This is a genomic window from Kitasatospora sp. NPDC086791, assembly GCF_040685975.1.
GTDB lineage: Bacteria > Actinomycetota > Actinomycetes > Streptomycetales > Streptomycetaceae > Kitasatospora.
The window spans coordinates 37,430-53,610 of sequence record NZ_JBFBOC010000012.1 but is presented as its reverse complement, the minus strand read 5'-3'; the positions used below and the strand labels follow the sequence as shown (position 1 = coordinate 53,610).

General features: G+C 75.5%; 16 protein-coding genes and 1 pseudogene. 11 read left to right on the top strand and 6 right to left on the bottom strand.

What is annotated here, in order from left to right:
* The first annotated feature begins 4 nt into the window (after positions 1 to 4).
* Entirely contained in the window at positions 5 to 1,135 is a 1,131-nt protein-coding gene (locus AB0Q99_RS18500; RefSeq protein ID WP_363573007.1) for an aminotransferase class I/II-fold pyridoxal phosphate-dependent enzyme, read from the top strand.
* Positions 1,136 to 1,258: 123 nt separating this feature from the next.
* Here AB0Q99_RS18500 and nagB read toward each other — a convergent pair whose 3' ends face one another.
* Both nagB and AB0Q99_RS18490 read right to left on the bottom strand, forming a co-directional pair.
* A complete protein-coding gene (nagB, locus tag AB0Q99_RS18495; RefSeq protein WP_363573005.1) occupies positions 1,259 to 2,041 on the bottom strand; it encodes a glucosamine-6-phosphate deaminase in 783 nt (260 codons plus the stop codon).
* Between the two features lie 351 nt (positions 2,042 to 2,392).
* Positions 2,393 to 2,800, bottom strand: a complete 408-nt coding sequence (locus tag AB0Q99_RS18490) for a hypothetical protein (protein WP_363573003.1) — start codon at positions 2,798 to 2,800, stop codon at positions 2,393 to 2,395.
* Positions 2,801 to 3,309: 509 nt separating this feature from the next.
* Here AB0Q99_RS18490 and AB0Q99_RS18485 point away from each other — a divergent pair.
* The 10 genes from AB0Q99_RS18485 (at position 3,310) to AB0Q99_RS18440 (ending at position 12,572) form a co-directional block, all read left to right on the top strand.
* Complete coding sequence (locus tag AB0Q99_RS18485) at positions 3,310 to 4,071, top strand: serine/threonine protein kinase (RefSeq protein WP_363573001.1); 762 nt, start codon at positions 3,310 to 3,312, stop codon at positions 4,069 to 4,071.
* Entirely contained in the window at positions 4,068 to 5,675 is a 1,608-nt protein-coding gene (locus tag AB0Q99_RS18480; protein WP_363572999.1) for a serine/threonine-protein kinase, read from the top strand. The genes AB0Q99_RS18485 and AB0Q99_RS18480 overlap by 4 nt, the downstream gene beginning before the upstream one ends.
* A gap of 91 nt (positions 5,676 to 5,766) precedes the next feature.
* Positions 5,767 to 6,867, top strand: coding sequence for an ionic transporter y4hA (locus AB0Q99_RS18475; protein ID WP_363572997.1), 1,101 nt, complete (start codon positions 5,767 to 5,769; stop codon positions 6,865 to 6,867).
* 701 nt (positions 6,868 to 7,568) lie between these two features.
* Positions 7,569 to 8,852: a geranylgeranyl reductase family protein gene (locus AB0Q99_RS18470; protein WP_363572995.1), complete on the top strand. Its 1,284-nt coding sequence runs from the start codon at positions 7,569 to 7,571 to the stop codon at positions 8,850 to 8,852.
* A 218-nt stretch (positions 8,853 to 9,070) separates the two neighbouring features.
* Positions 9,071 to 9,727, top strand: a complete 657-nt coding sequence (locus tag AB0Q99_RS18465; RefSeq protein ID WP_363572993.1) for a TNT domain-containing protein — start codon at positions 9,071 to 9,073, stop codon at positions 9,725 to 9,727.
* 130 nt (positions 9,728 to 9,857) lie between these two features.
* A complete protein-coding gene (locus tag AB0Q99_RS18460) occupies positions 9,858 to 10,472 on the top strand; it encodes a GNAT family N-acetyltransferase (protein WP_363572991.1) in 615 nt (204 codons plus the stop codon).
* A gap of 187 nt (positions 10,473 to 10,659) precedes the next feature.
* The gene (locus tag AB0Q99_RS18455; protein ID WP_363572989.1) at positions 10,660 to 11,103 is read left to right on the top strand and encodes a hypothetical protein; all 444 of its coding nucleotides are present in this window, start codon (positions 10,660 to 10,662) and stop codon (positions 11,101 to 11,103) included.
* Between the two features lie 65 nt (positions 11,104 to 11,168).
* Positions 11,169 to 11,576 (top strand): DUF3040 domain-containing protein, encoded by a 408-nt coding sequence (locus AB0Q99_RS18450; protein WP_363572987.1) that lies wholly within the window; start codon positions 11,169 to 11,171, stop codon positions 11,574 to 11,576.
* A 103-nt stretch (positions 11,577 to 11,679) separates the two neighbouring features.
* Positions 11,680 to 11,976, top strand: coding sequence for a PRC-barrel domain containing protein (locus tag AB0Q99_RS18445; protein WP_363572985.1), 297 nt, complete (start codon positions 11,680 to 11,682; stop codon positions 11,974 to 11,976).
* An 11-nt stretch (positions 11,977 to 11,987) separates the two neighbouring features.
* A complete protein-coding gene (locus tag AB0Q99_RS18440; RefSeq protein ID WP_363572983.1) occupies positions 11,988 to 12,572 on the top strand; it encodes a type 1 glutamine amidotransferase domain-containing protein in 585 nt (194 codons plus the stop codon).
* Positions 12,573 to 12,608: 36 nt separating this feature from the next.
* On the opposite strand, the gene AB0Q99_RS18435 is transcribed toward AB0Q99_RS18440, so the two are convergent.
* The 4 genes and pseudogenes from AB0Q99_RS18435 to AB0Q99_RS18420 all read right to left on the bottom strand — a co-directional run bounded on the left by AB0Q99_RS18435 (position 12,609) and on the right by AB0Q99_RS18420 (position 16,015).
* Entirely contained in the window at positions 12,609 to 13,463 is an 855-nt protein-coding gene (locus AB0Q99_RS18435; RefSeq protein WP_363573231.1) for a DNA ligase, read from the bottom strand.
* A gap of 174 nt (positions 13,464 to 13,637) precedes the next feature.
* Positions 13,638 to 14,510 (bottom strand): annotated as a pseudogene (gene ligD, locus AB0Q99_RS18430) (non-homologous end-joining DNA ligase); the annotation flags it as partial.
* Positions 14,511 to 14,621: 111 nt separating this feature from the next.
* Positions 14,622 to 15,047, bottom strand: a complete 426-nt coding sequence (locus AB0Q99_RS18425; protein WP_363572981.1) for a VOC family protein — start codon at positions 15,045 to 15,047, stop codon at positions 14,622 to 14,624.
* A 71-nt stretch (positions 15,048 to 15,118) separates the two neighbouring features.
* Positions 15,119 to 16,015, bottom strand: a complete 897-nt coding sequence (locus AB0Q99_RS18420) for a helix-turn-helix domain-containing protein (protein ID WP_363572979.1) — start codon at positions 16,013 to 16,015, stop codon at positions 15,119 to 15,121.
* Between the last annotated feature and the right edge of the window lie 166 nt (positions 16,016 to 16,181).

The following is a 16,181-nucleotide window of genomic DNA, read 5'->3' as shown; positions in this document are numbered from 1 at the left end:
CCCCATGCCCCAGCTCCCCGATTTCCGGCTCGAAACCCACCTGTCCCGCTGGGAGTTCACCGCCCCCCACCACCTCACCGCCTCCGACGCCCAGACCATGACGATGGCCGAGCTGCTCGCCCTGGCCGGCCCCGAGGACCGCGAGGCCTGGGACACCCTCGCGCTCGGCTACACCGAGACCTACGGCGACCCCGGGCTGCGCCGGGCCGTCGCCGGGATGTACGAGCGGGTCGACGCCGACGACGTGATCTGCTTCGGCGGCGCCCAGGAGGGGCTGAACCTCGCCATGCGGGTGCTGCTCGAACCGGACGACCACGCGGTGGTGGTGACCCCCAACTACCAGTCCGCCGAGACCATTCCGCTCTCGCTGTGCGAGGTCACCGGGGTCGCGCTGGACGAGCGGCGGGACTGGGCGCTCGACCTCGCCGCGGTCGAGGCGGCGCTGCGCCCGAACACCAAGCTGGTGTCGGTCAACTTCCCCAACAACCCCACCGGTGCGGTGATCGACGCCGCCGACTTCGCCCGGCTGGTCGAACTCTGCGACGGGCGCGGCATCCGGCTCTTCTCGGACGAGGTCTACCGAGGCCTGGAGCGTGACCCGGCCCGGACCCTCCCGCAGGCCGCCGACCTCTCCGAACGCGCCCTCTCGCTCAACGTCACCTCCAAGTCGCTCGGCCTGCCCGGTCTGCGGATCGGCTGGATCGCCTGCCGGGACCGGGAGTTGCGCTCCCGCCTGGAACGGGCCAAGCACTACACCACGATCTGCAACTCGGCGCCGAGCGAGGTGCTGGCCCGGATCGCGATCACGGCCCGTGAGCGGATCCTGGCGCGCAACCGGGCCGTCATCGCGGAGAACCTGCCGCTCTTCGACGCCTTCTTCGCCGAGTTCGCCGATCTCTTCGAGTGGCGCGCCCCGGACGGCGGCTGCGTCGCGTTCCCGCGCTACCTCGGGGCGGACGGCGTGGAGGACTTCTGTGCCGGGCTGGTCGAGCAGGCGGGCGTCATCCTGCTGCCCGCGAGCATCTTCCGCTCCGAGCTGACGCCCACCCCGACCGACCGGTTCCGGATCGGCCTCGGCCGCCGTGACCCGGCTCCGGCCCTGGAGGCCTTCGCCGCCTGGCTCCGCAAGCGCTGACCCGGCGGGCAGTGGGCGGTGGGCAGTGGGCGGTGGCGACCGCCGGCATGACGACGCGGGGGCGCCGGCCACCGGGTGATCGGTGGCCGGCGCCCCCGCGTCGTCACGGCTGCGCGGGAGCAGTCAGAGCTTCTGCCAGGCCGGCTTGGCCGCGTAGGTGTCGCGGAAGTAGTCGGCGAGCTTGAGGCGGGAGGCGGCGGCCTCGTCGACCACCACGGTGGCGTGCGGGTGCAGCTGGAGCGCCGAGGCGGGGACGACGGCGGACAGCGGGCCCTCGACGGCGAGGGCGACGGCCTCGGCCTTGGCCTCGCCGGTGGCGAGCAGCACCAGGTGGCGGGCCTCCAGGATGGTGCCGATGCCCTGGGTGATGACGTGGTGCGGGACCTCGTCGATGCTGTCAAAGAAGCGCGCGTTGTCCTCGCGGGTCTGCCGGGTCAGGGTCTTGATCCGGGTCCGGGAGGCGAGCGAGGAGCAGGGCTCGTTGAAGCCGATGTGGCCGTCCGTGCCGATGCCGAGCAGCTGCAGGTCGACGCCGCCGGCCTCGGCCAGCACGCGGTCGTAGGCGGTGGCGGCCGCGGCGATGTCGGTCGCGTTGCCGTCCGGGCCCAGGAAGGAGTCCTCGGTCAGACCGAGCGGCTCCACGACCTCGCGCAGCACCACCGAGCGGTAGGACTCCGGGTGACCGGCGGGCAGACCGACGTACTCGTCCAGCTGGCAGATGCGCGCCCGGGAGGCGTCCAGCCGGCCGTCGCCGACCCGGGCGGCGAGGGCCTGGTAGATCGGCAGCGGGGTCGAGCCGGTCGCCACGCCGAGCAGGGCGTCGGGCTTGTCGGTCAGCAGATCGGTGATCGCCGCGGCGATGAGTTCGCCGGCCGCTGGGGCGTCTGGGACGATCACGATTTCCATACTGGGTCCACCGTTCTGAGGCGCGTCTGAGGTCTAGACCTCCGAGGTCTAGACCAGTTTGCCGTGAACGGGTGCCCCAGGTCCACCCGGGGCCTGGTCGGAGCCGGTTCCCCGACCTCCTGGTCGCCCGCTCGACGGGTGCCGCCGGCGGGAGCGGGGCGCCGAGCGCTGGTGCCCGGGCGGTGGTGCGGGGCGCGGACGCGGTGGTGCGGGGCGCGGACGCCGACGGGCCGGCCGTCGGGAACGGGGGTCCCGGCGGCCGGCCCCGAGCGGGGCGGTGCCCCGGCTCGTCCTGCGCCTACCGTCCGGTCGTGCGGACGGCGCGTGTGCTGCCCGTCAAGGGCCCCGCGATCAGAACGGGTTGGTACAGGTGGTGACCTGCTTGGTCGCGTCCAGCGCCGGGCCGGCGGTGGCGCAGATCATGCGCAGGTCGTTGGTGACGACACGCGGGGTGACGGCCTTGGCGGAGCCGATCCGCACGGTGGTGGCCGAGGCGGCGGTCTCCCACGGGCTGCCCCAGGCGGCCTGGGTGCGGACCTCGACCTTGACGATCGTCAACTGGGCCGGGTCGGCGGTGACCTGGGCGACGCCGACGACGCCCTCGCCGTCGGTCTGGTGCGAGATGCAGGGGCGGTTGAGCACCGTGGCGCAGGCCGCGGCGTCGGTCTCGGACGTTGCCGTGGCGGCCATGGCCGGGCCCGCCGTCAGCCCGGCGATCCCTGCCACCGTCATCAACACAGCTGCGATCCGAGTGCGCATGATGTGAACCTCCTTGGAATTTAAGGGAATCTCACTCCTTGGGATGAGTGTTGCACACATTGTGGACGTCGCGTGTGTGTGCTGCGTCACACTCATGGTGACCGTTCAACTACATACCGCAACCGTTCGCCCAGTGTTCGATATCCGGACAGCTGGCGGCCTGACGGGCGATCAGTTCATGGGGGGCGGCACGCAGGCGTTCTCGTGTCGCGCCGGGCTCGCGTCCCGGATTCCCGGCGGTCGGGCGGCGGCGGTGCGGGTGGTGCCGGAGGGGGCGGGGCGGGTCCGGATGCCCCTGGTGTCGTGCTTCGGTGCCGCCGACTTGACCGTTCCTTTGATCATTCTTTTGCTCGCCGTGTCCGCTCCGTCGCCGGGGCGCCGATCCCCGGGTGGCAACTCCCGGCCGCCCGCTCGGGGTTGGCGGCGCGCCGTCACTCGTCCGGGTGGCGGTGTGCGGCCGGGACGAATCGGGCGGATACCATCGATCCGATCCCAGCGGAGGTGGCTGCGTGGACACCGTCATCGTGCAACTTCCCGGCCCGGGGCCCGAGATGGCGCCCGGTGAGGCACCCGCCCTGCTGCGGATGGGCCCGGGCGAGGCCGCGGTGTTCGGGCGTGGCGAGCCCGGCCGACCGCTCGCCATCCCGCTGCCCGACCAGGGCGTCTCCCGCCGCGCGGGCGAGGTGGTCGCGGCCGAGGACTACTGGCGGCTGTCCAACTTCAGCGCCTCCGCCACCTACGTGGTGGAGAACCTGGAGGGCGCGGGCGAGCACGTCAAGGTGGCCCCCGGCCGGGTCGGCGCGCCGGTGCCGTTCGAACTCTCCCGGGTGCTGCTGCCCGCGCTCGGCGAACCCGCCTCCTTCAAGGTGTTCGCCCCGCAGCACGCCTACCTGGACGCCCGGCCCGGCGGCGCCGACGGCGAACGCACCGTGAGCCCCTTCGCCCTGGACCCGACCGCCAAGTACTTCCTGGTGCTGCTCGCGCTCTGCGAGCCCCGGCTGCGCTCGCCCTCCGCGGCCGCCGTCCCCGGGGTGGCCGAGGTGCTGGCCCGGCTGCGCGCCCTGCCCTCCTGCTGCGGGCTGACCCGCTCGGCGGTGAACTACCACATCGACTACCTGGTGGAGACCAAGCTGCGGCTGCGCGAGCCGTACGAGGACGGCCCGGCCGGCGGCAAGCGCGAGGAACTCGCTTCCCTGGCACTGAAGTTCGACCTCGTCCGGGAGGAGCACCTGGCCCTGCTCCCGCCCCGGCGCGCGGCCGCCCGGCCGTGAGGCCCGCCGCCGGGCCCGAGCCGGAGCCGCCGCGGCGGCGGACCCCCGGGGACGACCGGCCGGACGGCCCGTCCCTCGAGGTGCCGGACGGCTACCCCATCGCCGGCTACCGCCTCGGCGCCGCCCTCGGCGCGGGCGCCTGGGGCAGCGTCCACGCCGCCGAGGGCCCGGACGGCACCCAGGCCGCGGTCAAGCTGCTCGCCGCCGCCCGGTTCAGCCCGGGCCAGCGCGCGACGGTGGCCCGGATGGCCCGCAGCGAACAGCGCTTCAGCCGCCGGGCGGACCACCCGCACCTGATCCGCACCCTCGCCGTGGCCACTGTCGAGGACCCGGACCACCCGGCCCTGGACGGCGCCGTCGCCCTGGTGATGGAGCGCGCCGCCCGCAGCCTGCAGGACGTGCTGGCGGCGGCCCGCCCGGGCACCCCGGTGCCCGGCGCCGCGCGCGTCCTCGCCGAGGTCTGCGCCGGGCTGACCCACATGCACCGGGTCGGCTGGGTGCACGGGGACCTGAAACCGGCCAATGTCCTGCTGATGCCCGACGGCACCGCCAAGATCGCCGACTTCGGCCTCACCGCCGAGCTGGAGGGCACCCACGCCTACGCCCCGCCGCTGGGCTCGCCCGACCACGTCCCGCCCGAGTGGTGGTCCCAGCGCACCGGCGCGCGCGGTGTCGCGGTGCGCCCCAGCGCCGACGTCTGGGCCTTCGGGGTGATCGCCCACCAACTGCTCACCGGCGGTCTGCACCCCTTCCTCGGCGCCACCGCCCGGGCCCGCTCGCTGGCCGCCCAGGCGTACGCGCGCGGCGCCGCGCCGCTGCGGTTGGACGAGGCGCTGCCCGCGCGCTGGCGCCCGGTGGTCACCGCCTGCCTCGCGCCCGGCCGGGAGGAGCGGGCCCGGACCGACCTCGCCGCGCTGGTCGCCCGGGCCACCGCCGGTCCGGCCCGGCGCCGCCGCCGCACCGCCGGTCCGGCCCGGCGCCGCCGCACCGCCGTACGGGCCGCGGCCGACCTGCTGGCCTGCGCGTTCGCCGTCCTCGCGCTGACCGGAGGGCCGGAGCCCGCCGGGCCGGGCGCCCACCGGGCCCCGCCGCTGAACGCCGTCCCGCCGTCGTCGGTCCCGCCGTCGAACGTCGTCCCGCCGCCGGGTGCGATCCCGGCCGGCTCGGACGTCCCGGTCGCCTACCGGGACATGATCGTGAACGCCGCCCGCCGGTGCCCCGAACCGGAGATCACCCCGGCACTGCTGGCCGCGATGCTGAAGGCGGAGAGCGGCTTCGACCCGAATGCGGCCCGCCCGGAGACCGGCGAGTACGGCATCGCCATGTGGACGCCCGCCGTCTTCGAGGCTTGGGCCAAGGCGGCCGCCCACCCCGGCCCCACGTCCTACCTGGACCCGGGCGACGCCATCGCCGCGATGGGCAACTACGTCTGCTGGCTGGACCAGCAGCTCAAGCGGGCCGGCTTCGACCGCGACCTGCCCGCCCTGGTCACCGCCGCCTACCGGACCAGCGACAAGTCCGTGGAGGCGGCCCGGGGCGTCCCCGACCGGGTGCGGCCGCACGTCGACACGGTGCTCCGGTACCTCGCCGACTACGGAGGATGAGGGCGCAAACCGGGATGAGTTGTGCCACGTCCATCCGTGTCCCGGCGCGGGTACCCGGGTGACCGACCCCCGGTCTGGGATCCTCGGCGGCATGATCACGAAGCTCCGCGCGGGTGCCGCGCAATGGACCGTCGTCGTTCCGCTGGTGTCGTTCGTCGTCCTCGCCCTGACCTGGCACGAGGACCTGCCCGGCTGGGTGGTGGGCGTGGTGGCCTGTTTCCTGGTGGCCGCCGTGCTGTCCGCCGTGCACCACGCCGAGGTCATCGCGCACTGGTCGGGGGAGCCGTTCGGATCACTGGTGCTCGCGGTGGCGGTCACCGTGATCGAGGTCGCGCTGATCGTGACGTTGATGGCCGACGGCGGGGACAAGTCCGCCACCCTCGCCCGGGACACCGTGTTCGCCGCCGTGATGATCACCTGCAACGGCATCCTCGGCCTGTCCATCCTGGTCACCTCGGTCAAGTACCGCACCGCCGTCTTCAACGCCGAGGGCACCGGCGCCGCGCTCGCCTGCATCGCCACCCTGGCGACCCTCAGCCTGGTGCTGCCGACCTTCACCACCAGCTCGCCCGGCCCGCAGTTCTCCACCACCCAGCTGATCTACGCGGCCACCGCCTCGCTGGTGGTCTACGGACTGTTCGTCGCCACCCAGACCATCCGGCACCGGGACTACTTCCTGGCCGTCACCCCCGAGGGCCGGGTGCTGGACGAGGACGACCACGCGAGCCCGCCCACCGTCCGGGCCGCCGGGGTCAGCCTGCTGCTGCTCGCCGTCGCCCTGGTCTCGGTGGTGGGCCTGGCCAAGGGCGTCTCGCCGACCATCGAGAAGGCGGTGGACGACGCCGGCCTCCCGCACGCCGTCGTCGGCGTGGTGATCGCCATGATGGTGCTGCTGCCGGAGACCATCGCGGCGCTGCGCGCGGCCGCCCGCAACCGGGTGCAGACCAGCCTCAACCTGGCCCTCGGCTCGGCGCTCGCCAGCATCGGCCTCACCATCCCGGCGGTCGCGATCGCCTCGACCTGGCTGTCCGGCCCGCTCGTCCTCGGCCTGGGCCCGGCGCACCTGGTGCTGCTGACCCTGACCATCGTGCTGGGCATCCTTACCGTGATTCCGCGCCGGGCGACGCTGCTGCAGGGCGCGGTGCACCTGACGGTGCTGGCGGGGTACGTGGTGCTGGCGGTGAACCCGTGACGGCGGATCAGCCGTGGAGGAGGGTGGAAGCCCCTGGCCCGTTCCCCCCGTGGCCAGGGGCTTCCGGCGTTCCCGCGCCCGGTCGGCCGGGACCGGTGGGATCTGTGAGGCTCATGGGGTCTGTGATGCCCGTGGGGTTTTCGGTGCGGATGGTGAACCCGGGACGGCCCGCCGACCGTAGACCGGGATGAGGCCCCCGGTTACCCCCGTGGCCGGGGGGCCTCGTCGTCGGCGGCGCCGTCGGCCGTGGCTCTGTGGGACCACGGGCGCCGCCGTACGAACGGGAGCCCCTGGGCCCGCGGCTGCTCGCGGGGCCAGGGGCTCGGTGGTGCCGCGGCCCGGCCGCGGCCGAGCCGCGGTGGGTGTCCGTGCCGACGGCCGGACCTGCCGCACGGGAGCTATGGCCGAAATGCATCGTTGTGAACCGTTGGTCCGGCTAGTTCGTCACAACGATCCGATCAACCGATTGTCATGGGTTCGCGTGCACTTCCGCCGGTACGGCGGTCGGCGGCAGTCAACTCCGGGCCCCGAACCGGCGGGTGAACCCGGGCAGTCGAGGTGGCCGGTATTGACCGGTCCCCGGGGACGCCCTGCGTGTCGGGGCGGCGTGCGGGCGCCAGGTTTCTCTATCGTCCGTCTGGAACCGCCCAGTCCGCCGATTCCGCTGCGTGCGCAGCCGATCCGACCCGTGGGAGAGTGCGATGCCCGGCCCAGAGCAGACCGCCGAGGAGAGCGCCGACGTCATCGTGGTCGGGGCCGGCCCGGCCGGCTCCACCGCCGCCGCCCACCTCGCCCGGACCGGTCTGGACGTCCTGTTGCTGGAGAAATCCGCCTTCCCGCGCGAGAAGGTCTGCGGCGACGGCCTCACCCCGCGCGCCGTCAAGCAGCTGACCGACCTCGGCATCGACGTCTCCGAGGAGGCCGGCTGGCTGCACAACCGGGGCCTGCGGCTGGTCTCCGGGCGCCGCTCGCTGGAGTTCGACTGGCCCGAGCTCTCCGCCTTCCCCGGGTACGGACTCGTCCGCCGCCGCGCCGACTTCGACGAGCTGCTCGCGCGGAAGGCCGCCTCGTGCGGCGCCCGGGTGATCGAACGCGCCAATGTGGCGGGCCCCCTGGTGGACGACCGGACCGGCCGGATCACCGGCGTCACCGCCAAGCTGGGCGAGGACCGCCTGCCCGTCGCCTACCGGGCCCCGATCGTGGTCGCCGCCGACGGCAACTCCACCCGGCTGTCCGTCGCCATGAAGCGCTACCGCCGCACCGACCGCGCGATGGGCGTCGCCTACCGGACCTACTTCCACACCCCGCGCCACGAGGACCGCTACCTGGAGGCCTGGCTCGACCTGCGCGACCCCGACGACCCGGCCCGCCGCCTGCTGCCCGGCTACGCCTGGGTGTTCGGCATGGGCGACGGCACCGCCAACGTCGGCCTCGGCGTCCTCGACACCGCCAACACCGACGTCGACTGGCGCGAACTGCTGCGCCGCTGGTGCGAGGACCTGCCGCCCGCGTACGGCTACACCCCCGACGGCGTCACCGAGCCGATCCGCGGCGCCGCCCTCCCGATGGGCCTCAACCGCCGGCCCCACTACGCGGACGGCCTGCTGCTCGTCGGCGACGCGGGCGGCACGGTCAGCCCGGGCACCGGCGAGGGCATCGCCTACGCGATGGAATCCGGCCGCTTCGCCGCCGAGACCATCGTCCAGGCGCTCGCCCGCCGCACCGACCGCGGCCGCGAACTCGCCCTGCGCGCCTACCCGCAGGCGCTGCGGTCCGCCTACGCCGGCTACTTCGCCCTCGGCCGACTGGCCGCGGACCTGCTCGGCCGGCCCAGGCTGCTCGGCACCGCCGGCGCCGCCGGACTCGGCCACCCGGCGTTGCTGAAGGTGGCGTTCCGGCTCATGGTGAACCTGACCGAGCCGAACTCCAACGACGCCCTCGACCGGCTGCTCCACCTGCTCGGGCGGGTCGCGCCGGGGCGGTGAGCGGCGGGCGGCGGGCCGCCCGTCCTCGGGACGGGGGCGGCGGGGTCGTGGTGCGCAGGGTCTGGCCGAAACTACGGAGTCCGACGGGCCGGCGCCCGGATCATGTTGACGAACGATCAGACGATCCGATTGCCTGGTGTCGAATCAGCCACGGAGGGTGAGCGAACCGCCCCTCCGCGGCTGCTTCCCCGACCGCTGACCCGTTCGACGGAGACACCGTGCGCCTTCGCCTTCGCCTGTTCGCCGCCCCCCTCGCCGCGACCGCCGTCCTGCTCGCCCCGAGCGTCCCCGCCACCGCGGCCACCCCGGCGGCCACCCCCACCGACCAGTGCTCCGCCGCCTACCACCACGACGACGCCCGCCTCGGCCCCCAGGACCTCCCCACCACCGGCCGCGTCGGCCGCCAGCTGATCGGCTACCAGCGCACCGGCGGCACCGCCGACCGGACCTTCCTGGCCACGTACTTCGACGCGGCCGCCAACGGCGGCAAGGGCGGCTGGATCTACCCGCCCGCCGACGGCTACGTCACCCTGCCCGACGGCAGCCCGGTCGAGTTCGAGATCACGCTCCACCCCGACCAGAACATCGACCGCTACGGCAGCGAGTACGGCGCCTTCCTCGCCCCCGAGGGCCTGCCCTACGCCAACCGCGCGATACCGCCGCAGAGCCTGGACGGCAACCCGCCCGCCGCCTGCAACTACCACGACTACAAGGTGGTCAAGCCGTTCACGGTGCACGCCGGCCCGATCGCGCCCTGGTTCGGCCAGCCCGGCTGGGGCCTGCAGTACCAGCTCGACGCGACGCTGCTCCCCGGCGGCCCGGCCAGGCTGAACGTGCTCTGGCTGGTGGAGAACGGCTACCTGGCCCGGATCTGATCCGGCCGCACCGCCCGCCGGCGGACCGGGCACGGCGGGCCCCGACCGCCCCTGCCGCCCGGGCGGCAGGGGCGGTCGGGGCCGGATTATTCGTTGGCGGGAGCGGGGGCACCGAGGATAGGAAGAGCGGGTGACCACCATCAGCGATCCCGGCACCGACCGGCGCGTCTTCCGCCCCGCCGTCCTCGACCTCGGCGACGCCCTGCTGCGCCCCTGGGGGCGCGCCCTCGACCTGCCCGGCGGCGTCGTCCCCGCCCTCGTCGCCGCGGCGACGGACCCGGACATCGCCCACTGGAACCCGCTCAACAGCACCGATCCCGCCACCGCCGAGGCCTACCTGGACCGCTGCGACGCCCACTGGGCCGACGGCACCATGGCCGCCTTCGCCGTCACCGACGCCGCCGACGGCGCACTCCTCGGCAACGCCTTCCTGCGCTGGAGCAACCAGGCCGACGGCATCGCCATGGTCGGCTACTGGCTGCTCGCCGCCGCCCGCGGCCGCGGCCTGGCCACCCGCGCCGCCGACGCCGTCACCCGCTGGGCCGTCGAGACCGCCGACGCCCGCCGCATCGAGCTCTTCCACGCCCTCGGCAACGACCGCTCCTGCCGGGTCGCCGAGCGCGCCGGCTTCCCGTACGAGGGCACCCTGCGCGCCTCCTGGCGCTTCGAGGGACGCGACTACCAGGACGAACACCTGCACGCCCGGCTGGCGACGGACCCGGACCCGGAGCCGTACCGCGGCTGACCCGGCCCGGGCCGGCCCCGGTTCGCCCGCCGAGCAGCACCGCGCCGAGCAGCGCAGCGCCGAGCAGCGCCGCGCCGAACTCGCCCGGCTCGGCACCTACTTCCCGGCAGGCAGCGCGCCGGGCGGGGGAGCGGCCTAACCTGGAAGGGCGCGTACGGTGCGTGGCCCTCCAAGGGAAGCGGTGGCCATGACGGTGATCTCGGCGGCTCTCTTCGGTACCGACTGGCGGCCCGCGCTGCCCGGCGGTGCCGAGTTGCTGCGCGAGTGCGCCGCCCGGGGCTGGACGGTCCTGCTGACCGGGCCCGGGCCCGCCGGGGCCCCGGCCCTGACCGTGGCCGACCCCGGGGGCGATCCGCTGCTGGCCGCGCTGGAACTGGTCGACGGCGGGTCCTCGCACGCGGTGGCCGTCGCCGGGAGCGTGCGCGAGGTACGGGCGGCGCGCCGGGCCGGGGTGCCCTGCGTCGCCCTGGAGGCCGGCGAAGACGCCGGTCCGGAGCTGCGGGCGGCTGGTGCGGCCGAGGTCCACCCCGACGCCGCCGCGCTGCTGCGCGTCCTGGACGACAGCCTGCTCGCCCGTCCCCGGGCCTTCGGACCCGTGGGTGCCGGAACAGGTGGTCCCCGGAACGGTTAGCGCCGGCCCGTGCCGGGCAACCGCCGGGTGCGAGCACGTCACCGGAAGTGTCGGAGGTGACCGAGATGGACGGTCCCGCTTTGAGTGGATGGGAGCGGCGGCTCCTTGCGGAGATCGAGTCCGATCTGCGCCAGGACACGAAGCTCGACCGGAAGCTGAGCACGATGGGTGCCAAGCGGCCCAGCCGGGCCCGGCGGGTGTGCCACGCGGTCGGGCGCCGGGTCACCGCGGGGGTGGTGCTGACGGCCCTGGTGATGACCGCGATCTGCCTCGGCGTGGGCGTACGGACCCCGACCACGGCCGTACTGGCCGCGCTGGGGGTGGTCTGGGCGGCCACCGTGGCCGCCGCGGTCGCCACCTCGGAGCTGCTGCGCCGCCGCAGCGCCTCCCGGGCCGGCCGGGCCGAGGCCGCCGAACTGGAGGAGCCCCGGGAACGCCGCGAACGGCGGCCCTGGGACCGGCCGGAGGCGTGAGCGGACGAGGACGCACCTGATCCCCATCCCCTGACGCCCCTGATCCGATGACGCACCTGACCCATGAGGACGGACGCGACCCGACGAGGACGGACGTGAAGCGATGAGCACCGAGCTGTGGGAGCACCGACCGGGCTCCCATCCCGCCGCCGACCCCGGCCTGGTCGGGTACGAGGTGCAGGCCACCGACGGCCCGGTCGGGCGGGTCGAGCAGGACGGCGGGGACCACCTGCTGGTCGACGCCGGTCCCTGGGTGCCGGGCGCCCGGGTGCTCGTCCCGATGGGCCAGGTCGCCCGGGTCGACCACCTCGACCGCGTCGTCCACCTCGACTGCCCGCGGGCCAGGCTCAGCTCCGCCCCGGCCGCCGCGGTCGACCTGACCGCCCCCCGTCCGGGCTGAGCGGCGGACCCGTGACCTGGCCGTCCACCACGCTCACCGGCCGGACGATCGCCTTCCTGGTCGCGCCGTACGGCGTCGAGCAGGCCGAACTGACCTCCCCCTGGCAGGCGGTCGCCGAGTCCGGCGGCACCCCGCGCCTGCTGTCCACCGCCGAGGGCCGGGTCCAGGCCGTCCGGCACCGCGCCCCGGGCGACACCTTCGCCGTGGACGCCCTGGTCGCCGGAGCGGATCCGGCCGACTACGCGGGCCTGGTCCTCCCCGGCGGCGTCGCCAACCCCGACCGGTTGCGGCTGGACCGCTCGGCGGTCGCCTTCGTGCACGCCTTCTGCACCGCCGGCCGCCCGGTCGCGGCGATCTGCCACGCCGCCTGGACCCTCATCGAGGCCGACGCCGTCCGCGGCCGCACCCTCACCTCCTGGCCCAGCCTGCGCACCGACCTGGTCAACGCCGGCGCCCACTGGGTCGACGAGCCGGTCCACGTCTGCCACGACGGCCCCGGCCCCCTCGTCACCAGCCGCAACCCGGGCGACCTGCCGCTCTTCGAGGACGCCTTCGTGACGGAGTTCGCCCACGCGACGGCGAAGCGGCGCCGGTGAGGACGGGCGGCCCGCGCCCGCCGGTGGAGTGCGCCGTCAGTCGCCCCGAAGACGGACGAAGGTGGCGGTGGGCGGCCGGCCGGTGAGGGTGAGCTCGGCGCGGAGGGGACCGGTGAGGGGGCGGACCCGGCCGTGGTCCGGGTCGGTGGCGGCCGGGCCGAGCAGGGGCCGGGTGAGCTCGGCGACCTCGCGGGACTGGACGGCGGTGAGCCGGGGGGTGGTCAGGAGGACGCGGCCGTCGTCGAGTTCGAGCACCAGCGCGTCGGGGCGGGCGGCCGGACCGGTCACGGCGCGGACGGTGGCGTCCAGGGTGTCGCTGCGGCGGTACTTGACCCAGCTGCGCCCCGCGCCGCGCGGCCGGTAGGGGGAGGCGGCGGCCTTGCAGACCAGGCCCTCCACCCCGGTGTCGGCGAGCCGTTCCATCCACTCCAGCGCCTCTGCCCGGTCGGTGGTGGCCAGCACCGGCTGGATCGGCGGCGGGACGTCGGCCAGGGCGGCGAGCAGCAGGCGGCGGCGGTCGGCGAGCGGGAGCCGGCGGACGTCGCGGCCGGGCAGCGCCAGCAGGTCGAAGGCGATCAGGCCGAGTGCGACGTCCGGGGCGGCGGCGCGGGCCTGCCGGGTGCGCAGCAGCTCCCCGAAGGCGAACCGGCCGCCGCGCCAGGCGACCAGCTCGGCGTCCAGCACCAGCCCCTCGGGCAGCCGGGCGACGGCGGCGGCGATCGGCGGGAACTCGGGGGCGAGGTCACGGCCGGTGCGGGACTGCAGGACCGGCGGGCGGTCGCCGCGCGCGAAGGCGACGCAGCGGAAGCCGTCCAGCTTCAGCTCGTACTGCACACCGCCGCCGCCCAGGCCGTCGGCGGGCGGTACGGCGCCGACGGCGGCGGGGCGCATCACCTCGACGGGCGGGTGCAGGACCTGGCGCGGTCGCGCTGCGGGCTGCTGCTGGGGTGCGCCTTGCCGGGGTGCGTGCTGCCGGGGTGCGGGCTGCTGCTGGGGTGTGTCTTGCCGGGGTGCGTGCTGCCGGGGTGCCTCCGGTCCGGCCGGTCGCGCCGCCGCCGAGGGGGCGGACGGCAGCGGGCGGGCCTGCTCCGGGTCCAGCAGCGGGGCGAGCAGGTCGCCGTGGGCGGCCAGTCGGTCGGGGACCTCGGCGAGCGTGAAGGTCAGCTCCGGCACGCCGTCGGCCCGTTCCAGCTCGGCCCAGGCCAGCGGGGTGGAGACCGTCGGCAGCGGCCGGGCCCGCAGGGTGTACGGCGCGGCGGTGGTCTTCTTGGCGTTGTTCTGCGACCAGTCGACCAGCACCCGGCCCCGGCGCCGGGCCTTGGCCATGGTGTGCACCGCCAGCTCCGGGTGCTCGGCCTCCAGTGCGGCGGCCAGCGCCTTCGCGTAGGCGGAGACCCGGGTGCCGGGCGTGGGCTCGATCGGGACCAGCAGGTGCAGGCCCTTGGAGCCGGAGGTCTTCACCCAGGCGGTGAGGCCGTCCGCCGCGAGCCGTTCGCGCAGCAGCAGCGCGACCGCCCGGCAGGTCAGGAGGTCCGCGCCCTCGCCGGGGTCGAGGTCCAGGACCAGCCGGTCGGCGAGGCCGGGCGCGGCCGCGTGCCACTGCGGGACGTGCAGCTCCAGGCAGCCCAGGTTGACGACGGAGAGCAGTGCCGCGCCGTCCTCCAGCACCACCTGCCGCAGCTCGCCGGTGTTGCTCGGGACCTCGACGGTGCGCACCCAGTCCGGGGTGCCCGGGGGCGGGTTCTTGGCGACGAAGACCTCCGCCTCGACACCGTCCGGACAGCGCAGGAAGGAGACCGGACGGTCGCGCAGGTGAGGGAGCAGGGCGGCGTGGACGGCGGCGTAGTAGCGCAGCACCTCGCCCTTGAGGGTGCCGGTGCGCGGGTAGTACACCTTGTCGAGGTGGGAGAGGGCGAGGGTGCGCCCGTCCACCGTCATCTGCGGCACGGTCCGTCTCCGAAGCCTCCGGTGGGTGGCCCCCGCAGCCAGTCTGCCCCGGTTCGGCGGCCACCGCCCGGGGCCGGGCCCGGGTACCGCGTCACCCGGTGGTCACCCGGTGGTCGGCCGGGGTGCGCCCGGGTAGGTGCCGAAGGACCAGTGGTTGCCCTCCGGGTCGGCGGCGGCGAAGTCGCGCGAGCCGTAGTCCGTCTCGTGCGGCGCGGTGGTGATCCGGGCGCCGGCGGCCACCGCGCGGGCGTGCACGGCGTCCGGGTCGGCGGTGACCACGTAGGCGGTGAAGCCGCCCGGCCTGCCCGCCCAGGGCTCGGCGCCCTCCGGCGTCGGGCGGTCGGAGCCGAGCATCACGCCGCCGCCCTCGGGCCAGGCCAGTTCGGCGTGGGCGACGACCTCGCCCTCACCGTAGGCGACGACCTCCCGGAAGCCGAAGGCCTCGACCAGGAAGCGGATCAGCGCCCGGGCGTCGGTGGCCCGCAGGCTGGGCCAGACCTGCGGGGCGGGGGTCTCGGTGGAGTCCATGGCTCGCTCTCCTCGGGATCGGGATCGGGACCGGTGCTCGGGACCGGGGTTCGGGGCTGGGCGGATGCCCGCTACGCGTCCCACTCTGCGTCCGCCCCGACCGCCCCGCCTTGGACGTTTCGGAACCGCGCCGCCTCCGCCCCCTCCGCCGCCAGCCAGACGCTCGGCGCCGCTCCGGCCAGCGCGCGGAACTCGCGCGCCAGGTGCGCCTGGTCGAAGTACCCGCAGCGCACGGCCAGTTCCGCCAGCCGGGTCGGCGGATCGGCAGCGGCGAGCAGGTGCCGGGCCCGGTCGAAGCGGATCACCCGGGCGGCCGCCTTCGGGGTGAGTCCGGTCTCCCGGCGGAACCGCTCCCGCAGGTACCGGTCGCTCCAGCCGGTCTCCCGGGCCAGCGCCGCCACCGGCAGCGCACCGCCGCTGCGCCGCAGCGCCCGCCACGCCCAGCCGACCTCCGGCGGCACCCGCCCGGACGGCCGGGTGACACGCAGCAGCGCCCCGTCCAGCGCGGCGAACCGCTCCTGCCAGCCGCGCGCGGCCTGCAGCCGCTCCCGCAGCCGCGGGCCCAGCCGCCCGAGCACCGCGTCGGCGGGCACGTCGATCCCGGCCAACTCCCCGGCGGGCAGGCCGAACAGCGCCCGGGCGGCGAGCGGGTGCACGGCGATCTGCACCCCGGACTGGGCACCCTCGTGGGTGATCAGCGCGGGGGCGGTGTGCAGGCCGCCGAGCAGGGTCGGGTAGCTGCCGGGTGGCTGCGCCGGGTCGGGGTGCCCGGCGATCACCAGGGGTTCGTCCAGGGTCAGGATGAACGTCAGGTACGGGGACGGCAGACCGCGGTGGACGGCGGGGGCGAGGCCGCGCTGCCGGTAACCGGAGTACCAGGCCACGTACGGGCGCAGCGCCGCCGCGGGCCGGGCCCGGACGGCCTCGTCGACGGGCTGTGCACCGTGCTCGGCGGCATCCGTGGTCACCCTCCCAGTATCGCCGCTCCCGGCGCCGGCCCTCCCTCGTGCCTCCTCCCCCTCCTCCCTCGCGCGGTCGCGGACCGGCCCGCTGTTGCTTATGGTGAGGGCGCGGTAACCCCCCGTTCGCTCCCCTGTCGAGCGCGTGAGGGGGCGCCGCCCTGGGGGAGACGGG